The sequence below is a fragment of the Photobacterium piscicola genome (genome assembly GCF_900166965.1).
Lineage (GTDB): Bacteria > Pseudomonadota > Gammaproteobacteria > Enterobacterales > Vibrionaceae > Photobacterium > Photobacterium piscicola.
In genome coordinates this window covers 738,586-762,692 of record NZ_FUZI01000001.1, presented here as the reverse complement: position 1 = coordinate 762,692, position 24,107 = coordinate 738,586, and the positions used below count along the sequence as shown (strand labels likewise).

Annotated in this window: 24 protein-coding genes; 13 read left to right on the top strand and 11 right to left on the bottom strand. The window is 36.8% G+C overall.

The window, feature by feature from the left end:
• Positions 1-137 precede the first annotated feature (137 nt).
• Positions 138-1,844: an SgrR family transcriptional regulator gene (locus tag CZ809_RS03530; RefSeq protein WP_080156038.1), complete on the top strand. Its 1,707-nt coding sequence runs from the start codon at positions 138-140 to the stop codon at positions 1,842-1,844.
• Positions 1,845-1,855: 11 nt separating this feature from the next.
• Here the strand turns inward: CZ809_RS03530 and CZ809_RS03525 are convergent, their stop codons facing one another.
• On the bottom strand, positions 1,856-2,323 hold the full coding sequence (locus tag CZ809_RS03525; RefSeq protein ID WP_080156037.1) for a DUF2753 family protein: 468 nt from the start codon (positions 2,321-2,323) through the stop codon (positions 1,856-1,858).
• 216 nt (positions 2,324-2,539) lie between these two features.
• Complete coding sequence (ltaE, locus tag CZ809_RS03520) at positions 2,540-3,547, bottom strand: low-specificity L-threonine aldolase (protein ID WP_080156036.1); 1,008 nt, start codon at positions 3,545-3,547, stop codon at positions 2,540-2,542.
• 236 nt (positions 3,548-3,783) lie between these two features.
• On the opposite strand from ltaE, the gene CZ809_RS03515 reads away from it, so the two are divergent.
• Positions 3,784-4,080, top strand: coding sequence for a hypothetical protein (locus CZ809_RS03515; RefSeq protein WP_235865770.1), 297 nt, complete (start codon positions 3,784-3,786; stop codon positions 4,078-4,080).
• A 95-nt stretch (positions 4,081-4,175) separates the two neighbouring features.
• Here CZ809_RS03515 and CZ809_RS03510 read toward each other — a convergent pair whose 3' ends face one another.
• Genes CZ809_RS03510 through CZ809_RS03500 form a run of 3 tightly spaced genes read right to left on the bottom strand, consistent with a single transcriptional unit; the run spans position 4,176 to position 6,449 of the window.
• Positions 4,176-5,513, bottom strand: coding sequence for an ATP-binding protein (locus CZ809_RS03510; RefSeq protein WP_080156035.1), 1,338 nt, complete (start codon positions 5,511-5,513; stop codon positions 4,176-4,178).
• The gene (locus CZ809_RS03505) at positions 5,503-6,162 is read right to left on the bottom strand and encodes a response regulator transcription factor (RefSeq protein WP_080156034.1); all 660 of its coding nucleotides are present in this window, start codon (positions 6,160-6,162) and stop codon (positions 5,503-5,505) included. The genes CZ809_RS03510 and CZ809_RS03505 overlap by 11 nt, the downstream gene beginning before the upstream one ends.
• Positions 6,159-6,449, bottom strand: coding sequence for a PepSY domain-containing protein (locus CZ809_RS03500; protein WP_235865769.1), 291 nt, complete (start codon positions 6,447-6,449; stop codon positions 6,159-6,161). Before CZ809_RS03500 ends, CZ809_RS03505 begins: the two co-directional genes overlap by 4 nt.
• A gap of 262 nt (positions 6,450-6,711) precedes the next feature.
• On the opposite strand from CZ809_RS03500, the gene ppiC reads away from it, so the two are divergent.
• From ppiC to CZ809_RS03470, 6 genes are all read left to right on the top strand, one after another.
• Positions 6,712-6,993 (top strand): peptidylprolyl isomerase PpiC, encoded by a 282-nt coding sequence (gene ppiC / locus CZ809_RS03495; protein ID WP_045036901.1) that lies wholly within the window; start codon positions 6,712-6,714, stop codon positions 6,991-6,993.
• Between the two features lie 672 nt (positions 6,994-7,665).
• Entirely contained in the window at positions 7,666-8,115 is a 450-nt protein-coding gene (locus CZ809_RS03485) for a GNAT family N-acetyltransferase (RefSeq protein ID WP_080156031.1), read from the top strand.
• A gap of 481 nt (positions 8,116-8,596) precedes the next feature.
• Positions 8,597-9,106 (top strand): superoxide dismutase family protein, encoded by a 510-nt coding sequence (locus CZ809_RS03480; RefSeq protein WP_080156030.1) that lies wholly within the window; start codon positions 8,597-8,599, stop codon positions 9,104-9,106.
• 122 nt (positions 9,107-9,228) lie between these two features.
• Entirely contained in the window at positions 9,229-9,699 is a 471-nt protein-coding gene (locus tag CZ809_RS21000) for a hypothetical protein (protein ID WP_144396143.1), read from the top strand.
• A gap of 134 nt (positions 9,700-9,833) precedes the next feature.
• On the top strand, positions 9,834-11,018 hold the full coding sequence (gene fliB / locus CZ809_RS03475; RefSeq protein WP_080156029.1) for a flagellin lysine-N-methylase: 1,185 nt from the start codon (positions 9,834-9,836) through the stop codon (positions 11,016-11,018).
• A gap of 282 nt (positions 11,019-11,300) precedes the next feature.
• Entirely contained in the window at positions 11,301-11,648 is a 348-nt protein-coding gene (locus CZ809_RS03470) for a hypothetical protein (RefSeq protein ID WP_080156028.1), read from the top strand.
• Positions 11,649-11,714: 66 nt separating this feature from the next.
• On the opposite strand, the gene CZ809_RS03465 is transcribed toward CZ809_RS03470, so the two are convergent.
• Positions 11,715-12,842 carry a hypothetical protein gene (locus CZ809_RS03465; protein ID WP_080156027.1) on the bottom strand — a complete coding sequence of 376 codons (1,128 nt, stop codon included), beginning with the start codon at positions 12,840-12,842 and terminating at the stop codon, positions 11,715-11,717.
• Positions 12,843-13,097: 255 nt separating this feature from the next.
• Here CZ809_RS03465 and CZ809_RS03460 point away from each other — a divergent pair, with 255 nt between their 5' ends.
• The 3 genes from CZ809_RS03460 (at position 13,098) to CZ809_RS03450 (ending at position 15,596) form a co-directional block, all read left to right on the top strand.
• On the top strand, positions 13,098-13,379 hold the full coding sequence (locus CZ809_RS03460; protein ID WP_080156026.1) for a hypothetical protein: 282 nt from the start codon (positions 13,098-13,100) through the stop codon (positions 13,377-13,379).
• Between the two features lie 152 nt (positions 13,380-13,531).
• Positions 13,532-14,731: an enoyl-CoA hydratase/isomerase family protein gene (locus CZ809_RS03455; RefSeq protein ID WP_080156025.1), complete on the top strand. Its 1,200-nt coding sequence runs from the start codon at positions 13,532-13,534 to the stop codon at positions 14,729-14,731.
• A gap of 106 nt (positions 14,732-14,837) precedes the next feature.
• The gene (locus tag CZ809_RS03450; RefSeq protein ID WP_080156024.1) at positions 14,838-15,596 is read left to right on the top strand and encodes an SDR family oxidoreductase; all 759 of its coding nucleotides are present in this window, start codon (positions 14,838-14,840) and stop codon (positions 15,594-15,596) included.
• An 11-nt stretch (positions 15,597-15,607) separates the two neighbouring features.
• On the opposite strand, the gene CZ809_RS03445 is transcribed toward CZ809_RS03450, so the two are convergent.
• Positions 15,608-15,715: a hypothetical protein gene (locus CZ809_RS03445; RefSeq protein ID WP_045036908.1), complete on the bottom strand. Its 108-nt coding sequence runs from the start codon at positions 15,713-15,715 to the stop codon at positions 15,608-15,610.
• Positions 15,716-15,884: 169 nt separating this feature from the next.
• Positions 15,885-16,241: a YibL family ribosome-associated protein gene (locus tag CZ809_RS03440; RefSeq protein WP_080156023.1), complete on the bottom strand. Its 357-nt coding sequence runs from the start codon at positions 16,239-16,241 to the stop codon at positions 15,885-15,887.
• A 301-nt stretch (positions 16,242-16,542) separates the two neighbouring features.
• Here CZ809_RS03440 and cutA point away from each other — a divergent pair, with 301 nt between their 5' ends.
• Positions 16,543-16,857 carry a divalent-cation tolerance protein CutA gene (cutA, locus tag CZ809_RS03435; RefSeq protein ID WP_080156022.1) on the top strand — a complete coding sequence of 105 codons (315 nt, stop codon included), beginning with the start codon at positions 16,543-16,545 and terminating at the stop codon, positions 16,855-16,857.
• 261 nt (positions 16,858-17,118) lie between these two features.
• The gene (locus tag CZ809_RS03430) at positions 17,119-18,141 is read left to right on the top strand and encodes a methylenetetrahydrofolate reductase (protein WP_080156021.1); all 1,023 of its coding nucleotides are present in this window, start codon (positions 17,119-17,121) and stop codon (positions 18,139-18,141) included.
• A 96-nt stretch (positions 18,142-18,237) separates the two neighbouring features.
• Here CZ809_RS03430 and CZ809_RS03425 read toward each other — a convergent pair whose 3' ends face one another.
• The 3 genes from CZ809_RS03425 to CZ809_RS03415 form a co-directional block, all read right to left on the bottom strand.
• On the bottom strand, positions 18,238-19,710 hold the full coding sequence (locus CZ809_RS03425) for a DASS family sodium-coupled anion symporter (RefSeq protein WP_080156020.1): 1,473 nt from the start codon (positions 19,708-19,710) through the stop codon (positions 18,238-18,240).
• A 276-nt stretch (positions 19,711-19,986) separates the two neighbouring features.
• Positions 19,987-22,284, bottom strand: coding sequence for a formate C-acetyltransferase (pflB, locus tag CZ809_RS03420; RefSeq protein WP_080156019.1), 2,298 nt, complete (start codon positions 22,282-22,284; stop codon positions 19,987-19,989).
• Between the two features lie 438 nt (positions 22,285-22,722).
• Positions 22,723-24,066 carry an MATE family efflux transporter gene (locus CZ809_RS03415; RefSeq protein ID WP_080156018.1) on the bottom strand — a complete coding sequence of 448 codons (1,344 nt, stop codon included), beginning with the start codon at positions 24,064-24,066 and terminating at the stop codon, positions 22,723-22,725.
• Between the last annotated feature and the right edge of the window lie 41 nt (positions 24,067-24,107).

The window sequence follows — 24,107 nt, the reverse complement described above, 5'->3', positions numbered from 1 at the left end:
TCAGTACATTAAACGCCACAGAGTTAACATGCGTAATTTTACTCTGTGATGACACGTTTTTGTTTTGACATGTTCTATTTTAAGTTAAAGTAGAAAAGTTAAAAGAGTATAAATCGATAAATAAGGTTCCCCTTTTTATGAGTGGTCAACGGCTTAAATTGCAATTTCAACGTCTTTATAATCACTTTGGTGGTAATAGCATCGAGACTAATTTACAAGATATCTCTGAAGTCTTATTTTGTACGCGTCGTAACGTGCGGATGGTGATCAATAAGATGGTTGAAAAAGGTTGGGTTGACTGGCAACCTGCCGTTGGTCGAGGTAAGCAGTCGCGGCTTATTTTTAATAATACAGACAGTGAGTTACAGCTTAATCATGCCCGTAAATTGGTTGCAGAAGGAAAGCTTGAGCCAGCATTAGTTGCCTTAGATCATAATGCTGAAAAATTGGTGCAATTGATTCAAGAACAGTTGGGTATTTCACATCATCAAGGCAAGCAAATTGTTCGTTTACCTTATTATCGTAGCTTTGAAAATATCACACCTTTAAAGCCGTTACGTCGTTCAGAACAACATCTTGTAAGGCAAATTTTCAGTGGTCTAACGCAGCTAAATGAGGAAAAAGGGGAACAAGAAACCGTTATTGGTGATATTGCTCATTCATGGGATGCAATAACACCCCGCCATTGGCGCTTTTATTTACGGCCAGCCATTCGGTTTCATGATGGTCGATTACTTGATAGTAACGATATTTTTGCTACTTTTTCAGAAGTGAAGCAACTGGCTTTGTTTGCACATATCGACAAAGTGTCGTCACCATTTATTAATATTATTGATTTTTACCTGACTCAAGATGATTTCCGTTTTCCTGATTTATTAGCCAATACCTGCGCAATGATTCAGCCAGCTAATCATGCATCGTTGCCTAATTATGAAAAGTTTCCGATAGGTACTGGTCCTTATAAAGTAGCAGTTAATGATAAACAACGATTTAAGTTGGAAGCGTTTGAGCATTACTTTGGTTTTAGAGCGTTAAGTGATGTGGTTGAAGTGTGGATATTAAATCATTTTGCAGCGTGTTATTTACAACCGACATTGGGGGATAAACTTGAGCAACATGTTCATATTTCATCACGTTTATCCATGGATCAAGGCTGCACCTTCTTATTGTTGAACCGTATTTCTGGTTTAGCGCAAGATCCTCAGTGGCTACGTTATTTTCAATCGCGGTTATATAGTTTAAATGTAATGCGTGAGATGGATTTAACACAGGTAGGGGATTTTAAACTGTTTAATGCTTATGGGTTATTACCTGGTTGGATTCATACGCAACAATTACCTGAAGCTGTTGTTATACCGCATAAAAGAGTGGTGACATTGGCTTATCAACATGAGCACCCTATCTATCCGTATGTTGCTTCTTTGATTGAAAAAATCCTGATGAAAGATGGTATTCGGCTCAATATAATGGAATTAAGCTATGAAGATATCGTTTTAGGAAAGCATGCTGAAAAAATTGATATTTGGTTAAATGGCATGAGTCTGGGAAGCAATCGTAGTGATGCTATTTTGGCGTGGTTACATAATTTTAATCATATTAAACGTGTAATGCCAAATGCTGAATTTAAGCAATTACAGCAGGTGATCAGTGAATGGCGTTCAACGGTAACCGCTAAGTTCCCCAGTGATATTATTGGTGAAACATTGTCTCAAACAGGACAGATTATTCCACTTTTCCATAATTGGCTTGGCGTAGATGACAACGTACAGTTACAAGGAATGGAGTCGAACTTACTCGGCTGGTTTGATTTTAAATCTGTATGGAGTAAGCCTCAGTCATCGTAATAATAATGGCTTTAATATCTAAGATTAAGGTGTTGTTGTGCCGCCATAAAAATAACATGTAAATCGATCAAATCACGACTTTGTTGTTGCCAGTGTTGCGGTTGTTGGCATTGGCAAAATTCTAATAATTTCACAATGATGCTATCGAGTTTTTTTAAACTCCAGCGTTTTGTGGTGGCACTTTGCTGCGGATCGCAGATAAGCGCTTGTAACTTGGCATAAGGTAATTGGAGATAAGTAAAGGCGAGTTCTGGTTGTTGTTGGCGATGAAACTGGCTGATTTTTTGACACCCATCAAGCCAATAAGCCAACGCTTCTTCATATTTATGATTATCTTGCTTGTTTTGATGTATCTCTGGTGCAGTAAATAAACTCGCAGGGGTAGCGCTAATGATCGCGATAAGAGGTTCAAGATTATGTGGATTATTTTCGCTGTACCATGTTTTTATGGTGGCAACCCATAATTGTAAATCATCCATATATTCATCCTTGTTTAGCGACTTGAAGCTACAGCTTATACTGTATTTTTATCTATTTTAAATTCTACTTATTAAGGGTAGTTTAGGATCGTAAAGATGAGAGATAAATTTAGCGTTTCTTTGCTGGGTTGTGATGCATTTCTAAAATTAAAATAAAGCCCATATTCACAGTTGTGTATTATGGGCTATTCGTTTTGTTAGCTAATTAACAGGTTATTACAAAGCGCTTTTTAGTGCGGCAATAAAGGTGTCAATATCTGCTGTTGTGATATCCAGATGAGTAACGAAGCGCATTGGATTGCCGCCACTGATCAAAATATCTTGCTGTTTTAGGGTTGCGATCAGTTGGGTTTGATTAATGTGTTGATCGACCTTCGCAAATGCCATATTGGTTTGGATATGTTGTAAGTTTACGCTAAAACCTTCAACAGTATTTAACTGCTCTGCTAAGTAACGTGCGTTATGGTGATCGTCAGCAAGACGCTCAATATTTTCAGTTAATGCTAATTTACCCGCTGCGGCAATAATACCCGCTTGGCGCATGCCACCACCCAGCACTTTACGCCAGCGGCGAGCTTTGGCTATCAAGGCTTTATCACCAAGTAATAAAGAGCCGACAGGCGCACCTAAGCCTTTAGATAGACAAATCGTAAATGAATCAAAGTATTTGACGATCTCTGTAATATCCACGTTCATGGCAACAGCGGCATTATAAACACGCGCACCATCAAGGTGCATTTGTAAGCCGTGTTGATTAACAAACTCACGCGCTTGCTGAATGTATTCTAATGGCAACACTTTACCATTGATGGTGTTTTCAAGGCTAAGTAGTTTAGTACGCGCAAAGTGTGGATCCAATGGCTTAATAGCAGCCGTTAGTTTTGAGAATGGAATGCTACCATCAGCATCATTTTCTAGTGGTTGAGGCTGAATTGAACCTAATACTGCTGCGCCGCCACCTTCAAACTTATAGTTATGTGCTTGTTGACCACAAAGGTATTCATCGCCACGGTCACAATGTGCCATCAATGCGAGTAAGTTGGCTTGGGTGCCTGAGGTGCAATAAATAGCCGCTTCAAAACCATGACGTTCTGCGGCCCATAACTCAAGATCGTTAACGGTTGTGTCGTCACCATAAACATCATCACCAACAAGGGCAGAGGCCATGACTTGGCGCATTTTTTCTGATGGGCGAGTTACTGTATCTGAGCGAAAATCTATCATTTAATTTTTATCTTCCTTTGTTGTGTTTTTTTAATATATCACTGCGTTATTTGAATGATCTATAACAAAAGTTATCTTTCTGATGAACTTGTTAGTATGAAGAATCAAGTATATGAAATGATAGAACTATTAATAGAAGCAAAAATGCCCCTAATCTCAATTTATGAATCTACACTTAGAGATGTTATGTGGCTGGGTGTAGTGCACTCATTTTAATAAGAGACAAGGAGAAAACGATGATGTTAATTGAGCAACGAAACTTTACCTTGTGTGGCAATCAGCAAGGTAATGCCTCTGTACGTGTTATTCCTACAGGGAAGTTAGAAGTGGTTATTACGGAAGATGATGCCCTTTGTGAAGCAGATTTTTCGCAATTGTGGTTCAACAAAGCTGGCATGAAAACATTGCTAGTGTGTCGTGAAGCCGAGCAGGTTTGTTGGCAATTGGATCTCACTAATCAAGATGCAAAAGAGCTTCAATGTTTGATTGAATCAGCACAAGAAGATTTTGAAATTTTAATGAGTGCGTTGTAGGTTCTAGGAAAAATAGATGGTAAAGCAAGCGAATTAAGCCCTGCAAGCATGATATGTTGTAGGGCTTGTTATAGATGGTTATTAATAGCTAAGGTTTACTTACGAGGAATTGGTAAATAAAGCATGGCTTTTAAACCACCTAGAGTACTATTGGTTAACACTAAATCGCCACGGTAACTGTGTACTAACTCGTTAACGATATTGAGCCCAAGTCCTGTACCCGGAGTGTTTTCATCTAATCTAACACCGCGTTTTAATACTTGTTTGCATTTTTCACGAGCAATACCCGGTCCATCATCTTCAATCACTAACACGATATGACCATCGACAATGGGTTCTTGATAAACGCGAATTAAACTCGTTGCCCATTTATAACTATTCTCAATAATGTTACCGATCATTTCATCTAAGTCACTTTTTTCAACCGCAATCACCACATCACTATCTAGCTCATTGACTAATACAACACCGCGATGCGCATAGACTTTATCCATCGCTAATGAAATAGCATCAATACGGTGTGATAACGCTGTTTTTGTCGCAAGAATATTCATTGCACCAGCCATACGTGCGCGGCCTAAGTGGTAATCAATATGCTGTTGTAATTGTTGCAGCGCAGGGGCAAGTTTGGCCTGTGTGGTTGGATCTAATAACGATACTTCATTATTTAAGATCGCAATCGGGGTTTTTAGTGCGTGGGATAAATTACCTGAGTGGTTTCTTGCACGCAGCAGTAGCTCTTGATAGTGAAACAAGAGTGCATTTAAGTCATCAATCACAGGCTGAATTTCAACAGGATAAAGCCCTGTAAGTTCAGTTGAATGGCCCTCTCGAACTTCAATAAGGTTTTTACGCAGTTTACGTAATGGCCATAACGACCAACTGACTTGTAAGGTTGTTAAGACTAAAATACCAATTGCCATGATAATAAGAATAATCCATAAACCATGAGTTAATTGTTGTAATGTTTTAAGGAGCTTATCTTGATTTACCGCAACCGATAATTCGATAGGGTAATCACTGTCGGGTAAGCTGAATTTACGTTTCACAACAATGAGAGATTGGTTATTAGGACCTTCAAAACCTTTTTGCGCATTACCTTTTATGGTGGTATCCCATAATGAACGCGAGCGCAATACTTGGTGATTAAGCTTTAATGACCAATATAAGCCGCTATATGGAAAATTAAAGCGAGGGTTTGATAGACGACCATCAACAAACAGTTGACCATGCTTATCAATATCGACTTGGGCTGTAATTTGATCCATGTAAAGGTAGAGCTGTGACTTCTCTTGTTCAATTAAGTAGGTTTTTATAAAAGTAGGGACAAGGTAGCCCGCTGCTAATGTAATCGCCAATAACCAGACTGCTGCAGCAATGAGCAGTCGGTTACGAATACTGGGTTGACGATTTTTGGGTAGGTTAATTAGCATTGATACGATATCCAAGACCACGTACTGTCTTGATTACGTCATTACCAATTTTGCGGCGAATACGGCCAATAAACACTTCAATGGTGTTTGAATCACGGTCGAAATCTTGCTTATAAATATGTTCAACGAGTTCAGTTCGAGAGATTACTTTATCTGTATTGTGCATTAGGTATGACAGCACTTTAAATTCAAGTGCTGTTAAATCAATGACATTATCTTGCCAGGTTACCTTTGAGGTACGGGTATCTAAGCTTAAATCGCCAGCTTGAATAACGGGTGATACATTACCGGTTGCACGGCGTAATTGGGCGCGTACGCGTGCCACTAACTCGACCATTTGAAATGGCTTGGTGAGATAGTCATCAGCACCTGCATTTAAGCCATCAACACGTTGTGTTAGCTCATTACGTGCGCTTAGGATCACCACTGGGCAGTTAACGTTTTCTTCACGAATGCCTTTTAAAACGGTAATGCCATCTAGCTTGGGTAAGCCTAAATCAAGCACAATTGCATCCCATGGCTCTGAGGTTGCACGGTAAAGTGCATCAATACCATCTATGGAGTGCTCAGCAACCCAACCGTTTTGTTCTAAACCTGCGACAACTTGCTCGCCTAATGTTACATCATCTTCAACAACTAGAATTTTCATTTTGGAACCTTAAGGACGCTTTCAAGATGGCGACCTTTTATTTCTATCATTTTAAGAGTACGGGCTTCATACTCGACTTTAATTATATTGTTGTTACCATCAATAAGCTTTAATTCATAAATCCATTCATCAACATCTTTGTCTAACTCGACGCGAATAATACGGGCTAATAACTGCTGCTGGACTTTATGTTGTAATGCAGAAAAAGGCTGAATGAGTCCTTGGGCTACTGCATCCATAACATTATCGTGATGTTCATCTATATCAGCCGTCGGGGAGGCAAACACCTGACAACTTATGAGACTGATAAATCCAATTAGATATAAATATTTGCAATGTTTTTTCATATTTATAACTGTAACTAAGTCGCCATGAATGGAAAATGAATAGTACCATTATAAATGGATTCTTTAATTTGTAAGCCTTTAAATTTTTTCACCTTTTTAATGTTATAATATAACGAGAGGCATTAGCATTTTGTACCAACTAATGCGATAATTATCACATTAGCAAGCCCTTTATTAGTATAGCGACAATAGGTTTATTAGCATGGCTTCAACAGCAGCAGCACTCCATATTTTGGTAAAACATAAAGAACAAGCCGATGATATTTTAGAGCAACTTAAAAAAGGTGCTAAATTTCAGACGCTTGCTAAAAAATATTCTACTTGTCCATCAGGTAAAAAAGGTGGTGATTTAGGTGAGTTTAAAAAAGGTGCGATGGTACCGGCATTTGATAAAGCCGTATTTAGCGGCAAAGTGCTAGAGCCAATCGGTCCGATTAAGACGAAATTTGGTTACCATATTATTAAGGTTTTATACCGCACGTAGTTTGTGATGCTAATCGGCAGGTTCTATGCCTGCCATTAGCAGTTAATTACTATCCTTCCTTTTTTCTTTCTACTAATCACATCTTTGATGCTGAGCATTATTAATACTGTGCTTAAAAACTACCTTAGTTGATAACTATTACTGCTATTAATAGTTAGATGCCGAGGAATTATTTTATTGTGGTGAATGTAAACGCTAAAATATACCAGATTTCATTGATCGTTAAACTTAATGCTTATGAGTGTATTAATTTAGACGTTGATCCTAAAAATGGTCAAATAACAACGATTATAATTAAAAGGGTAATAGGAAATATGGCTCGTTGTTTGCTTATATTAACGGTGAAAATAATGAATATATTGCTGGTGTTTTTCGATCTAAATACGATAGTGTAGATACATTTATCATTAAATAAGTTTTAATTAAATGAGTCATTTTTGACGCATTTTTAGGTAAAATATAAAACTAAGCAATATAATATTTATTATCATCTCCGACGTGATTGAGGCGTTGAGTGGTAAATATTAGCTCATATATATATTATACGCGGATATACCCATAAAAGATGAATTTATATTTGTAACTCATATTGTAAATCTTATATTCTATATAATTTAATTGAATGTGGCAGAGCTAAGGAATTTAATAAACAAAAAATTGAGGTGTATTATTATGTTTACAGTAAAAAAAGCAACATTAGACGATCTAAATAAAGTAGCACCATTATATGAAGAGTATTTAACATTTTACCATGTTGATTATTCAGGAAAGAATCCACAAAAATATCTAGAAGAGCGTTTATCGAATAATGAATCAGTGATTTATTATATTGTAGATAAAGATGATAACTATGTTGGCTTCACTCAGCTATATCCACTATTTTGTTCATTAGAAATGAATCGTACTTGGTTACTGTATGATTTGTTTGTTGCCGAATCTGCACGTTGTCATGGTGTGGCTCAGTTACTCCTCAATCAGGCTGATGAGCTAGCTAAAGAAACTGATGCATCGTTTATTATGCTCAGCACTGCTGTTGATAATCTTAAAGCTCAAAATTTATATGAAAAAAATGATTACGAGAAAGATGTTGAGTTTTTTACTTACTTAAAACATTTAAAATAAATCACCACTATTAGATTTTATTATTACTTACGATTGATGAATATTGTCTCTAATGATGATAAAAGCCTCGAAATTATTTCGAGGTTTTCTACTTCAAATTTGCATATGTTTTATTATTTTGTTAATTGTTAAAAATTGAACCCCTGTGAACTACCGCTGTTGTTTTTTTCGAAATATTTTATTCTCACATCATCCAATAAAATTAATGATTTATCTCATTATCAAAAATAATTGTCTTTTTTAGTACTATCATCTGTTTTTTTTATTAAAGTGATAAAAATATTATCATTGCTATGGCTTTTAGAGTAATCGTTTTTTCTTGAAAATTTCATTATTAATTCCTATTAAGTTTATAAGCATTCGCTATTATACATTTTCATTATATACAGGTACTTTTGATGAGTAAAAAAATGCCACTAATAATGTATAGTCTCGTTATGGACTAATAAGTATCAAATGGATTTCTATAAGGATTATAACCATGAAAAAAATACTACTTTCTGCCTTAATTTTAGCTTCTGCTAATGTAAGTGCTGCTGATCTCTCGGTTAAGATGACAGATCTTAGCTCTGGGGCTATGGCGGGGACGATATCTGTTGAACAAACAAAATATGGTGTTGTTTTTACGCCACATTTAGAAGGCTTACCAACAGGATTACATGGTTTTCATGTGCATACAAACCCTTCATGTGATACGACTGAAAAAATGGGTAAAACTGTTTTAGGTGGTGGCGCTGGTGGCCATTATGATCCAATGAAAACGGATAAGCATGGTTTCTCATGGACCGATGATAATCATTTGGGAGATCTACCACCTCTTTATGTTAATCATAAAGGTGCTGCTGTTCAGCCAGTGCTAGCCCCTCGATTAAAATTATCAGATTTGAAAGGGCGATCATTAATGATTCATGCTGGAGGGGATAACCATTCAGATCATCCTCAACCGCTTGGTGGTGGTGGTGCACGTATGGTCTGTGGTGTGATAAAATAATACACGATAACGTTTTAAGAAGGCGCTGATAATTCGGCGCTTTTTTGTGGGTGTTATAAAAGGGGTTAAATCTAAAGCATTTAACAGCATGTATTATTTTCAGGTTTTGTTAGGTTATTAGAATGAACATACATCGACTTATACGCCAGATAGTATTTTACTCATTAGCAGCTATTGTTTTTTATAGTGCTTTAGAAGCGGCAAAATTTGTATACTTATTGGGTTCAAGTAAAGCACTCTATCCGATTTCAACTTTTGGGTTTTCTTTGTTTTACAGTACGTTATTATTGTTGGTGTCATATTCTTTAGGGCAGAAGTTTCTATTTGAAGCGACACGGACTAATCAACTGTTTACAATTAAAAGACAGTCATACCAAACTCTCGGCATGGTGAGCTTGTTTACGGGATTAACTGTTATTAATGTGATTGTTTTATCGAGTTTTTCTTCTGGAACATTAATATCATCAAGCGTATATACCTTGTGCAGTTTGTCTCTACAATATGGTGTACCTGTAGCCTTAGTGACATTTATTTTTCTTTTTGTTGTCCTGTTAATAAATAATATGATTGTAACTAGGGAAAAGCACATTTAGTACGGTTGTATTTTTAGAATGAGTAATGAATATGTGAAAAACATAACATCGTTAGCTTCTTTTAATTGCATCGCAAATAATTACTTATACTATTGTTTTGATAATTTAACCAATAGTATAAGAATTGCACGTTTATGAAAATGATAATAACACCAGAGTATATAAAAAATTTTTCATGTATCGCGGATAAGTGTGAAGACCATTGCTGTCATAGTTGGGATATTTCGATTGATAAATCAACATATCAGTTTATGACACAGAAAAGTGAGCTAAAAAATAAGGCTGCTAAAGTAATTCTTCGAACTAAAGGAGAATCACCTTATTATGCTAAAATAGAATTAGATAATAATGGTGTTTGTCCTTTTAGAGAAAATAATGGTTTATGTGAGGTTCATAAGGTACATGGGCATAAGCGTTTGTCCAATACTTGCCAATCTTACCCACGAATATCAACAATTCGTGGGCATAAAAAAGAACATAATTTATCGTTGTCATGCCCAGAGGCAGCCAGACAGATTTTATTAAATCCGGCAGCAATGGAATTTCATCAAGAAAATTATCCTGATGATATCTTTAAAGCTAATAATTATTCTCGTCCTGTTTGGTATAATACTGTCCAACATTTTATTGTTGATATTTTATTTATAAATAATTCTAGCTTAGAACAACGTTTATCTTATATTGGTATGACATTGCGTTTAATTGCTCCTTATACTAATCAACCAGATGAACTTCAGAAACGTTTATTACTTTGCTGTGAGGAAATTAATAATAATAATTTTAATCAACTATATGATAATCAACAAACTTCATCTGATATTCAAGCTGGATTATTAATTAAAATATTTAACTTTCGTATTGATCTTGAGTCAAAAAGAAACTTAATTATCGCTTATGAACGATTTGATAGTATCCATAAGCAACTAATAGAATCATTATCCCTTGCAAATGGCGATAGTGATAAACAAAAAAAGATTTTACAATATGGATTTAACAATAATTACACTAATTATTTTAAAGAAAATACACATATTTGGATAAATTATATTATTTATGTTTTTTATCAAAATGATTTTCCTGCTAAAGATATGCAAAAAATTTATAGCGACTTGATTGTGGGTTTTTTTATTATTCGAGGGGTATTATCTGCAATCTCTTCAATGCGAGAGCTTAATGATGATGATGTTATATTAGTTTTTCAAACCTATCATCGTATTCGTAGTCATAATAAAGATTTCATGAAAAACATTAATGAAATATGTAATGAAATTAAAGCTAATAATACCATATTACCTTTATTATTAATAAAAAATAGCTAATTGATTAAATAGAATACCTATCATTTAAATGGGCTAGTTTGTTCTAGCCTTTATTCTATCTATTATTTTTTAATATGACTTTCTATTATTAATATTCTTATCAAACAATGAATAGGGTAGGTTTTATGGGAACTAAGCACATTAAAAATATGTTTAAAAAATAATCAGCCAATCGTGTACTAAAAGACCTATTAAGCAGAATACAATAAGATTAATATTCCATTAAAGGATATTGGAGTATGATGAGCCCAAATAGCTAACTTTGATTTGTAAGGTAAAGATATGCGTTATTCATGGGCGATAGTTGGTATGTTTGCACTTTTGTCTGGATGTAGCTCGTCAGCGTTAACATCTACATCTTCTGCAACGACGGCAGTAAAAGAAACCGCTACGCAAACAGCCAAGCCTCTTACACTGAACCAGCAATTTATTCAACATGGCTATAATGATGGATGTAAAGATGCGCTTAAGAATCAATGGCAGCCATCAAAGACAATCCTTGATGATCTTAAGGGTGTTGAAAAAATGAAGTATATCGAAGGCTGGAAAAAAGGTTATCAACGTTGTGTGATTGGTTTAGGCCCTGTAATTATCAACGATACAATGCCTATCTCACATCAGAAAAAATAATAAAAATAGATCGTAATTAACACCGTTAAGCATGAGGATTATTCTATCGCTTAACGGTGTTTTTTCTTATTGTTCAGTGAGGTTACGTTGTTTAACAGGTTTTGGAATATAACGCCCTAATTCATCAATTTTTCGGTTTTTAGAAAAGAACATTTCAAGTTCAATCATAATACCTAAGTTAGCGTGGTAATTATAATCTCGCGGAAATTCAAGTTGTGGTCGTGCCGCGAGATAAAGCCAGTGCTTATACACACGTCGTTTCCATTCAGCCGATACCCAATAGTTAGTGATTTCTTTCATTTCATCGGTATCTGCACTTATTCCCATTGAATACTCAAATAAATCCCTTTCTGTTGCTCGCTGATAAACATTAAATTGTTGTACCAATTCCCATTTATCATCTTCTTGTAAATATTGTGCACTGGTTGTGGTTCTAAAAATATTTTTGTGGTCGGAAGTTAGTGCATAAAATCCGCTTAATTGAGTGAGAGATCCAAAACCTTTTGAATGGTAATAAAACACCTCTTGTTCAAGTTGAGTTGTCCAGTTTTTACTGACATTATCCACTCGAGTCAGGCGAGCTTTTACAAAAGGATCGATAGGGAATTTGAGCTTAATACCAATATCAAAATCAGAGCTCCAGTTACCAAATTGTGCATCTTGAAGTCTAAAGCCACCAACAGTGTCTCCATTTTGGGTTTTACTGCCAGAGGCGATACCCCGTTGTTTACTTTCTAGGCTGTCATAATCACTGGGCTCTGAATCCAAGATTAATTTCCAATCACGCTTAACGTGCGGTAAATCGAGTTTAAAGTAAACCTTGAAATCATTTTCTAATTTACCTCGGTATGAATATATCGCCCGCTGACGAATACGAAGATAACTGCGATTGGTCAGTTCGGCTTCATTCTCATCTTTAGTTAGACTTTGATCTATATATTCTCCGACGGTGTGTACTGAATCGGTCATTGATTGTTGAGAGCTATCAATCCATTGCTTCATTTTATACGGTGTATTGTCGTCGTTAGTGTCGTTACTTGGTGTTGTTGTCTGCGGTAATACACTGGTTTCTGTCTGATTCTTGTCTAAGGAATTTTGAGCGAGAGGGGCTGCATTAGCTGTCGCTGTATAGAACACACACAATGACAATGGTAACGAGAGATAAAACCGAATAGTGTGATTTAGAGTCTTCAACTGAGTGTCATATCCTTATTTTTTGTCGTATAAATTTCATTTTTATCTCGCATACGACAACTATACTGATTAAGAAAATAGGTCTAAATACATATAGTGTAGAGTAATATCCTATGGTTATTTTGTTAAGTGATATGATTAACAGTGTATGTTTATTGTTTGTTTTTGATAGATTAATACAATAAATGCGATCCAGCAATTGCTTTTAATCGATCGTTTATTACTATTATTATTGTTGTTTTTCTGGAGGTGTATATGGATAGTTCAGAATTTAAAAGAATCAAACAAGAGGTGTCAGGGAAAGTGAATGACATCTTTGACGACTTTGAAGAATCGAATAATCGTTTACCAACAATGGAAGAACTTCGCGTCATTATTACGGATACAACTGATCATTATTTAGGTCCAATGGATCAAAATGTTATTGATGGTATTAATGCTAATTTAGAGCGGCAGCACATACGCGAAAAGTTATTATGGGATGCTGTCACTGAATGTGAAGCTGAAGTTAGGAAATCTAAAGATTATAATTGTTAATCATATGGTTATGGGATAGTTGCCTTACATTAGTATACGCTGTAATAAAATTGAAAACTCTGTTTTCAACACTATTTCTTAACTATCATTCAGTGAGAGGCTATAAATAGCATATTATTGCTAATTGAATGGATTTTAAAAGAGGTTTAAGGATGACTGGAACGGTAAATATATTTGAAATTCGATGTGGCAGTGGTCATGCAATTGGTGTGCTAGAACTGAATAATGCGTCATCATTAAATGCACTAACACTGACAATGCTTAGAACGATTCAACAACAACTATTGCATTGGCAACATGATGAAAAAATTGTGAGTGTGATGATTCAAGCGGTTGGAGAAAAAGCATTTTGTTCTGGCGCTGATATTCGAGCGCTTTATTATGCGATTGAAAATGATCCTGCTTTGACTGCTGTAGAGCAAGTGACGACGCCAACAGTTGATGATTACATTCATCGTGCTAACAATGATAATAGCTATTTAGCAAAGCCGTTTTTGATTGATTATTTTACCGTTGAATATAGTTGTGATTATTTGATTCATAGTTACCCGAAGCCGATTATTGCTTGGGGAAATGGCTTAGTGATGGGCGGCGGATTGGGACTCTTTATTGGTGCTAGTCATCGCGTTGTTACACCGTCAGCGTCGTTAGCAATGCCTGAAATGAATATTGGTTTATATCCAGATGTGGGTGCAACATGGTTTTTAAATCAGCTTCCTGCCGGAATAGGACTATTTTTAGGTCTAACAGGGTCTGATGTTAATGCCAGTGATGCGCTTGATTTAGCAATGGCTGATCACCTTATCGTTGATAAAGATCGCGAGTGTTTGATTAAACAGTTGAAGCATTATCCGTGGCAAAATGTAGTAGAAAATCAAATTTCAGCGGTTGTAACAGAGATATTAACTGAGATTGCGATAGATTCTGAACGTCAGCGTCCACCAAGCCAAATGATTCCTTATTTTCCACAAATTCAAGCAGCATGTGTGGCACCAACGCTTGAGATTGTTTACCAACAAATTAATGCTATTGACGGGTTGGGATGTTGGCTTGAAAAAGCAAAACAAACCCTTGCCAATGGAAGCCCATTATCAGCTCACATCTGTTTTCAGCAAATGCAACAATACCAACAAGCAAGCTTAGCTGAATGCTTTAAGATGGAATTATCTCTGTCTGTTCGATGTGGATTAGTGGGAGAGTTTAAAGAAGGTGTAAGAGCGCGACTTATTGATAAAGACGCTCAGCCTCAGTGGTTATATAAGACTATTTCAACAGTAGACATACGCTTAGTTGATAGTTTATTTATGCCGTTATGGCAGCAACAAGCAAATCCATTAACTGATTTAATGTGATTATTCGAATAATGAAACAGTGTTGTGCTTTCTCTATTTTTTCGAATTGTTAATGTTAATCAGTGTTTTTTGATATATGTATAAACAGGTTTAGGAGCGAATTAACGTGGACATTGAGAATAGTGTTATTGTCATAACTGGCGCAGGTCAAGGGCTTGGGCAAATGATGGCTGTAACGCTTGCACAGATGGGAGCACAGCTCGCTTTAATTGATGTGAATACAGTAGGGTTAAGACAAACACAAGATCAATGTCATATGCTTAATAGCATGGCGCGAATTTATGAAGCGGATGTGACAAGTGAAGATCAGGTAGAAGAAGCCTTTACTCATATTATGGAAGATTTTGAGCATATTGATATTCTAATTAATAATGCTGGTATCTTGGATGATGGTTTGTTGGTGCAGAAAGACCAGACCGGCATTAGTAAAATGTCATTGGATCAATTTCAAACTGTAATGAATGTTAACGTTACAGGCACTTTTTTATGCGGCAGAGAAGCGGCTAAGTGGATGATTGAAAATGAAACCAAAGGCGTTATCATTAATATCTCTAGTGCGGCTCGTGCTGGCAATATTGGCCAGACAAACTATGCTGCATCAAAAGCGGCAGTAACGACAATGGCTGTCGGTTGGGCGCGAGAGCTCGGACAATATGGTATTCGAGTTGCTGCAATTGCACCGGGTCTGATTGATACGCCAATGGCTGCACAAATTAACGATGACATGATTGAACGTATGTTGGCGATGGTTCCATTAGCACGTATTGGTGAGCCAACAGAAATCGCCCATTCGGTGAGATTTATTATAGAAAATGATTATTTCACCGGCAGGGTACTTGAGATTGACGGTGGATTACGATTGTAATCAAAGTCTACTCAAAAGTGGTTATATAGTGCAACTAATGCTAAAACGCCACCAACAACAAACATGATCATTGATAGGCCAAATGCGAATTTTGCCATATAAGGCATTAATTTTTCCATTGGAAAGTCCAAATAACGATGAAGGAATATATTCTACCTCAGTTTGTGGATGAATGAGCACTAATATTGAGGTATGACTGTATTTTTGACATAAAAAAAGATCGTCATATGACGATCTTTTTTATGCCTTTCGGCAATATTTGTTTATAAGTTACCTTGTAAACAGATATTAGAATGCTTTTGGTGCGTAACCTGTAACAGCTTTAATACCCATGCTACGACCAAGTGCCGTCATTGGGTGAACAACAACAAGGTCTTTTACTGATTTTTTCAGTTTACCCATGTCTGCTTGTTCTGCTTTTGTTAACACGCGATTAAAAGCAAGAGATTTTACATCTTTACTTTTGCCACTTACTTCTGTTGACTTACGGTGTTTAACGTTTTGCGCTTTTTTGTTAAGGCTAAGAAGCTCATCTTTAAACTGCTTGATGATAACTTTATCATCACGTTGAATAGCAGCAGCAAGTTTACGCTGGCACTTGTCCATACGATTGTTAAGATTTTGAAGCTCTTGGTTTAAATTCATTTCATTACCTTTGTATTAACACTCGCAATACACTAAATCGTAGTGTTTACGATGAATAGGTATTGAGTTGCCGCTAGTATACATTATATTTTTGATAACTGGATCGCTATCCAGCAACTATTTTTGCTCAAAATTGCATTTTTATGGAGATATATGCCTCTTTCTCTATTTAGATATATCGCTGCCATTAATTGCCATCAACAATTTTGGCTAAAAACGATGGCTATGAATCGCTCTGATAACATTTATCACTAATATTTGATTATTAATTTAATACATGAGTTTTTAGAAGGAACAAAAAATGACAAATTATTGCGTCATTGTTACTACATTTTCAGATGATGAAAATGGTCAAACAATCATTAATGCTCTACTTGAACAGCGCCTCGCGGCATGTATTCAAGTTATGCCGATTAAAAGTTATTACCATTGGAAACAGAAGATTAACTGTGATCAAGAGCAGCAAATAATCATTAAGACTAAAAAGAATCTGTTTGAGCAGGTGCAAGCTATCATAGTAAAACACCACCTTTATGAAACGCCTGAAATTATCCAACTACCGATAACAAAAGGTTCCGTTGATTACTTATCATGGATAGATCAGACCTGCATGTGATTTTATATGATTGAAAATAAAACGGATATATTTTGATTTATAGAGAGTGATTAGGTACAAAGGAAACAAGGTGTTTGAAAAAGAAACTAATTTATGCATTTAAATAATTAGTATCTTTCTGGAAGTTATAATAGTTTTAATACAAGGATGTTAACGATAGCGCAACATAATAGCGCTATAGTTAGGAAATATTTGTCATCATCGGTTTAATGATTTATGGCTACATTTAGGGCCGATGACAAAACATGGAAGTGATTATTAATGGTAAATCAAGCGTCAGCGACAAATGCAGAATCTGAACTTCGTGTGCGTTATAACGATATTACACGCGGTGTTTATTTTATTGGTACAACGCCGCCAAAAACAAATACGCCTTTAGATGAAGTTGAAGGCATTGCAGATCGATTAGTGAATCGTATTAAAGATCTCGCGATTGATGGTTTGATTGTGTATGACATTCAAGATGAAGTTTCGCGGACAAAAAAACCACGCCCATTCCCATTCAAATCGACTCATGATCCTCGTTATTATTCATCGTTACTTAATAAGAAAACTGGGTGTCCGGTAATTACTTATAAAAGTGTGGTGCAATCGGAAACAGAAGCATTTGATGAATGGCTGAATGAAGCGTGGCATGAATATCAAGTACGTGACATTGTGTTAGTTGGAAGTCCATCAGCAAAAAATGAAGTATCGTTGCCGTTATCGACAGCGTATCAAGCATTGGCAGAACATCAGAATAACTTTTTTACTGGTGGCATTATGATTGCTGAACGTCATGCTAAGAAAGGCAATGAACATGCCCGATTAATTGAAAAATACCAGCAAGGGTGTAATTTCTTTATCTCTCAAGCTATTTATGACACTCAGGCAACGATTGATATTTTGACTCGTTATGCGATTGAATGTAAGCAAGATGGTATTAAACCTCAGCGTATTTTATTAACGTTTTCACCATGTGGTAGTGCTAAGACACTAGAGTTTATTGAATGGTTAGGTGTGAGTGTGCCTGAGGCAACCAGTTTACGTATTCTAAATGCGACAAATCCATTACATGAATCGATTAAAATGTGCTGCAATAGCCTTAATCAAATTTTAGATGCAGTGGTTGAATATGATTTACCATTGGGGCTCAATATTGAAAGTTTAACCAATCGTAAAGAAGAAATTGATGGGTCTATTTTATTGTATAAATTACTTCGAGCATCAATGGACAGTCATTTAGCTAAACATGAGTTTCGAACATTACAAGCTAAAGCGAGTGCATCAATTGCATTGATTTAGTCATAGCGAAGACAGGAAAGTTAGCCCATACTGATTTACCATGGTATGGGCTTTTTATTAGTGCTATTTGTGTGCTGAGATGATGGTATTAATGGCTTACATAAGGCCTAAAATCGACCACCAAATAATACCTGAAGTCATAAATATTACGGCACCGCCGCCAGAGATAATTAAACCAATTTTCATCCACTGTTTATCGTTATGGTATTGATAACCCATTAATAATGGATTACGTGCATGACTATAGGTTGTAAGGTTACAGCCTATATTTGTAATTCCTGCTACGGCTAAAATTGAGATTAAAGGGCTAACACCTAAAGCCATTAAAGAACCAATAATCACCGGACCTAAAGCAACAACTTTTGCTGTTCCTGAGGCAAAAAAGTAGGCGGTTACAAGATAGAAAATCATCATGACAATTAAAATCAGTGTGGAACTAGCATGGCCCATATATTGACTGATTAAATCAGAAACGCCGTGACCCACCCAAGCGGTAAAACCGAGTTTTTTTAGTTGGCTTGCCATTCCCATTAATACTGCAAACCAAACTAGCGTATCCCATGCGCCTTTTTCTGATTTGACATCATTCCAATTTAAAACACCTAAGATTAATAAGGCAGATAAACCGATAAATGCTGATGTGGTTGAGTGTAGATGCAGAGACTGTCCACCGACCCACATAATAATTAATGCAATAAAGACCGCGATTAATTTCCATTCAGCAACACTAACAGGACCTAAATGCAGTAAAGCTTGTTTTGCATAAGCTGGAGCTTGTGGCGTTTTTTTTGTTTCTGGGTTAATAAATTTAAACAGAATAAAGGGGATCGTTAATAGTAAAATTGCTGCTGGTAGTAATAAATACAGTGCCCAGTGGCTAAAGGTCATATTAATGCCAGCAACCGAGGCAGCTATTCCGACTAAAGCAAGGTTACCCGCAAACCCGGTTTGAAAACCTACTGCTGATGCGTCGTTCATAGCGCTTACTGAAGAAATAAGGTATTGACCCAACTTGCGATCATCTTTATTGATGACTTTTGCAAGTGAATCGGCAATAGGGGAGATAATAGCTGAACGAGCGGTATTGCTGGGTGTAGCGGGGGCGATAAGAAAATCAGCCACACCTAAACAATAAGCAATACGTAAAGAAGACTGACCAAACCAACTAAGCAAGATAAGCGCAATACGTTTACCTAGGCCTGTTTTAGCAAAGGCACGAGCAATCATAAAGGCAATGACGATCAACCAAATAAGGACATTATTAAAATTGCTGGTGGCTGCCATAATTGCGGCTTTTGCTGATGTTTCTCCTCCTGCATGAAGAACGGCATAAGCGGAAACTGCAATAACAGCAACAGCTCCAGTGGGTAAGACATTCGCAACGATGGCGACAATGGTGGCGATAAAAATAATAGCAGTATGAAAGGCTGCAATATTTAGTTCGGATGGTATATCGATAAAGTGCCAGCTGAGGGTACTGAGCAATACAATGATGATGGTGGGAATAATTTTGATAGCAAAGAAAGGCTCTGGTGGTGGTAATGATTCTTTAACGGCAGTTGTAGTCATGATCTTCTAGTTATGTTGTTGTGCATGTCTATATGGTATATGTGATTTTAATAATTCCTACTTAATATGTTATTTATGCGATATAAATATCAAAAAATTGGTTTTTCTTATTCATAATAGCGTGTTTTTTATGCAACAGGTGGATTTTGCAAGGAAGGGTTCGTAAATGTGCGGTAAAAAGAAAACGCCACCTTATTTAAGTATAAAGTGGCGTGAGATAACAAACAAAACTAGGTAGTCATGCCATTTTGTTTATCGCTATCTTTATTGCTGCTGTTATATTTTACTGGTAAATGTACGAGCAATTACGTCTTGCTGTTGTTCACGTGTTAAAGAATTAAAACGTACGGCATAACCTGATACACGAATAGTTAGCTGAGGGTATTTCTCTGGGTGTTCAACTGCATCTAATAATGTGTCGCGGTTTAATACGTTCACGTTTAGGTGTTGGCCACCTTCAATACCGTCTGCTGCACCTGCTGTTTCGTGGTGGAAGTAACCATCCATTAATGCTGCAAGGTTTTGCTTTTGTGTATTTTCATCTTTGCCTAATGCATTTGGCACGATAGAGAAAGTATAAGAAATACCATCTTTTGCATAAGCGAATGGCAGTTTTGATACTGATGTTAATGAAGCAACGGCGCCATTTTCATCACGACCATGCATTGGGTTCGCACCAGGACCAAATGGCATACCAGCACGACGACCATCAGGTGTATTACCCGTTTTCTTACCGTATACAACATTAGAGGTAATGGTTAAGATTGATTGTGTTGGAATTGCTTCACGATACATATGCATTGTTTGAATCTTCTTCATGAAGCGTTCAACTAAATCACAAGCGATATCATCCACACGAGCGTCGTTATTACCAAATTTAGGGTAATCGCCTTCAATTTCAAAATCGATAGCCACGCCATTTTCATCACGAATCGGTGTTACTTTAGCAAACTTGATGGCTGCTAATGAGTCAGCGACAACAGAAAGACCTGCAATACCACAAGCCATAGTACGGCGAACATCGCGATCCATTAATGCCATTAGTGACGCTTCATAGCTGTAACGGTCATGAGAGTAATGAATAATATTAAGTGCGGTGACGTATTGAGTCGCTAACCAATCAAGCATGGCATCATAACGAGGCATTAGCGTATCAAAATTAAGCACTTCATCCGTGATTTTAGCAACCTGAGGGCCTACTTGTTGTTGTGATTTCTCATCAATACCACCATTGATGGTATACAGTAATGCTTTAGCAAGGTTGGCTCGCGCACCAAAGAACTGCATGTGCTTACCAACAATCTGTGGGCTTACACAACATGCGATAGCGTAATCATCGTTGTCAAAATCAGGGCGCATTAGATCATCGTTTTCGTATTGAACAGACGATGTTTCAATGGAGACTTTTGCCGCGTATTGCTTAAAGGCGATAGGCAGTTGCTCAGACCAAAGAATAGTCATGTTTGGCTCAGGAGCAGGACCCATTGTATGTAAAGTATGTAGGTAACGGAATGTGGTTTTAGTGACTAATGTACGACCATCAACACCCATACCTGCCATTGCTTCTGTTGCCCAAATTGGGTCGCCAGAAAACAATGAATCGTACTCTGGTGTACGTAGGAAACGTACCATACGCAGTTTCATGATGAAATGATCCACCATTTCTTGTGCTTGTTGTTCGGTAATTAAACGATTAGCGATATCACGCTCAACAAAGACATCAATAAATGTTGATGTACGACCAAGCGACATCGCTGCGCCATTTTGTGATTTAACCGCCGCAAGGTAGCCAAAGTAGGTAAATTGAATGGCTTCTTGTGCCGTGCGGGCAGGTAAAGACATGTCAATGCTGTATGTAAGCCCCATTGTGCGAATATCTTCTAATGCTTGAACTTGATCAGCAAGCTCTTCACGTAGACGCATGGTTTTTTCTAAATCTTGGCCTTGTTCAAGGAAAGATTGAGTTGAGTTAAATTGCTCTATTTTATCGGCTTTAAGAAAATCGATACCATAAAGGGCTAAACGACGGTAATCGCCAATAATACGACCGCGGCCATAGGCATCAGGTAGACCAGTGATAATACCAGAACGGCGACAAGCTAAAATTTCTTTGGTGTATAAATCAAAACAAGCTTTGTTATGTGTTTTGCGGTAATCAGTAAAGATTTTTTCAACCATTGGGTCTAATTCACGGCCGTAAACTTCACATGAATTTTTCACCATGCGAATACCGCCATTGGCAATAATTGCACGCTTTAGTGGTTTATCTGTTTGTAGACCGACAATGGTTTCAAGATCTTGATTAATATAGCCAGCACCATGAGAAGTAACGGTTGAAGGTAAGTCTGTATCAAAATCAACGGGAGCATGAGTGCTGCTTTCTTGCTTGATGCCTTCCATCACATCATTCCACAACGTAGTAGTTGTCTCGGTTACTTCGGCTAAGAAAGACTCATCACCTTCATATGGCGTATAGTTAGTTTGAATAAAGTCACGTGTATTAACGCTAGTTTGCCATTCGCCTTTACTAAAACCACGCCATGCTTCAAGCATGTCAGTTGTTGGGATTGTCATACTACTTACCTCTATAATAAAAATTTGAATGCGAGTGAGCAATGCTGTTTATTGCTCTCTTTTTGATTAAGTGCCATTTATTCAATGTTATAAATGTTGATTGAGGTGCTGGTTATTACTTTCAATATTAATAGGTTGGCTTTTATTATTGCCATTATCTTGAACCATATTTGGGTGTGATATGCTGCCTTTAAATCTTGAAAGAATAGTATGACTAATATCTATATGAGTAAAATGAATGGTTTTCATTTTGGCTATGATTTTTACGCATAGATTGTTTGATTATATTGTTATAAGTGCTCTGTGGCGGAAGAAATCTATGATGTAGATAGGGCTATATCGTAGGTAAGGCTGTATCGTGGGGATCGTTGAACCATAAAATCGTCAGCTATAATTAAATGACGATTTTATAATAATAACAGTGGGTTAATATTCTATTTACGCAATAGTTTTGGAGAGTTTACGTAGTCTAAATACCATCCATAGTGTAAGCAAAGCACTACAAATAGGTAACGCGAGCCAAACACCAGTAACGCCAATTGTATGCGCCAGCACAAAAATAATAATTGTGATTAGAATGAGTTTCCCCCCTGTTAATAGAGAGGCTTCTTTAGGCATATTTATCGCCTGAAAGTAGGTTGCACCTATGAGTAATGCTCCTTCAAAAGGCAGCCCCCAAAAATAGAGCGACATACCTTTCACTGCTTCAGGTTGAAGGAGCGGATTATTACCTGCAAACATATACACTACGGCATCAGGAATACTATATAAAGTAATGACACCAATAACGGCTATCAATAAGGTCATGGCAAATGCAAGGTTTCGAATTTTAATGACGCGATCTTTAAGACCTGCTCCGGTATTAAAGCTGACAAGGGGTTGAGTGCCTAGTGCGATACCTTCAAAAATCAAATAAAAGAATGCCTCAGTGTAACTAACGATGCTGTAAGCGGCGACATGAATGGGTTTTCCTACTAATAGAAAAGCTTTGCTATGTAGAATTAATACCACAGATAGGTACATGTACATTAATAAACTGGATGTGCCTAATTTAAGTATTTGTAATACAGTATCCCATTTTATTTTAAGGCTATCTCTGCCAATACGTAATTGTGTTTTATCGGTGAAAAAGTGTTGTAGGCATAAGATACAGGTAACGGCCTGCGATAGCATGGTAGCAATTGCGGCACCGGTTAATCCCCAAGGAATGACAACAATAAATAACCAATCGAGAAAGATATTTAATATGCCACCTAAGATCATGATCAATGTTACGCGATTAGGCTGACCATCGTTACGCAATAATGCAGAAAAAGCCATTGAAACAATAGCAAACCCACCCATAGTGAAATACCAAAATAGATAGTCTGTTGCCATTGATAAAATATGATTCTTTGCCCCAATCCAAATGAGAATATCTTGCCCAAACATCAGCCCTAACGAGCAAAAAATAAGGCCAGTAATGATACAAAGTGTCAGTGCATTACCAACAATATGACGCGCTTGTTGAGTATTATCTTCTCCCATTTTTATTGAGACTAAAGCAGATGATCCCATACCAATCATGGCACCAATAGCATAAAGGATAGAACCAATAGGGTAACCGAGCATAATAGCGGCAAGGCCATCTTCCCCGATGAAATGTCCAACAAACATTCCATCAACGGCAACATAGATCCCCGTAATAAGCATTGCTGCGATGGTAGGTAAAGTATAGCGCCAAAAAAGACGAAAGATTGAATCATCACGTAAAGATAATGGTTGGGATGTTGATATTGTCATTGGACAGCTTCCATGTGAACCGCAGCACTAAATGTAAAAAA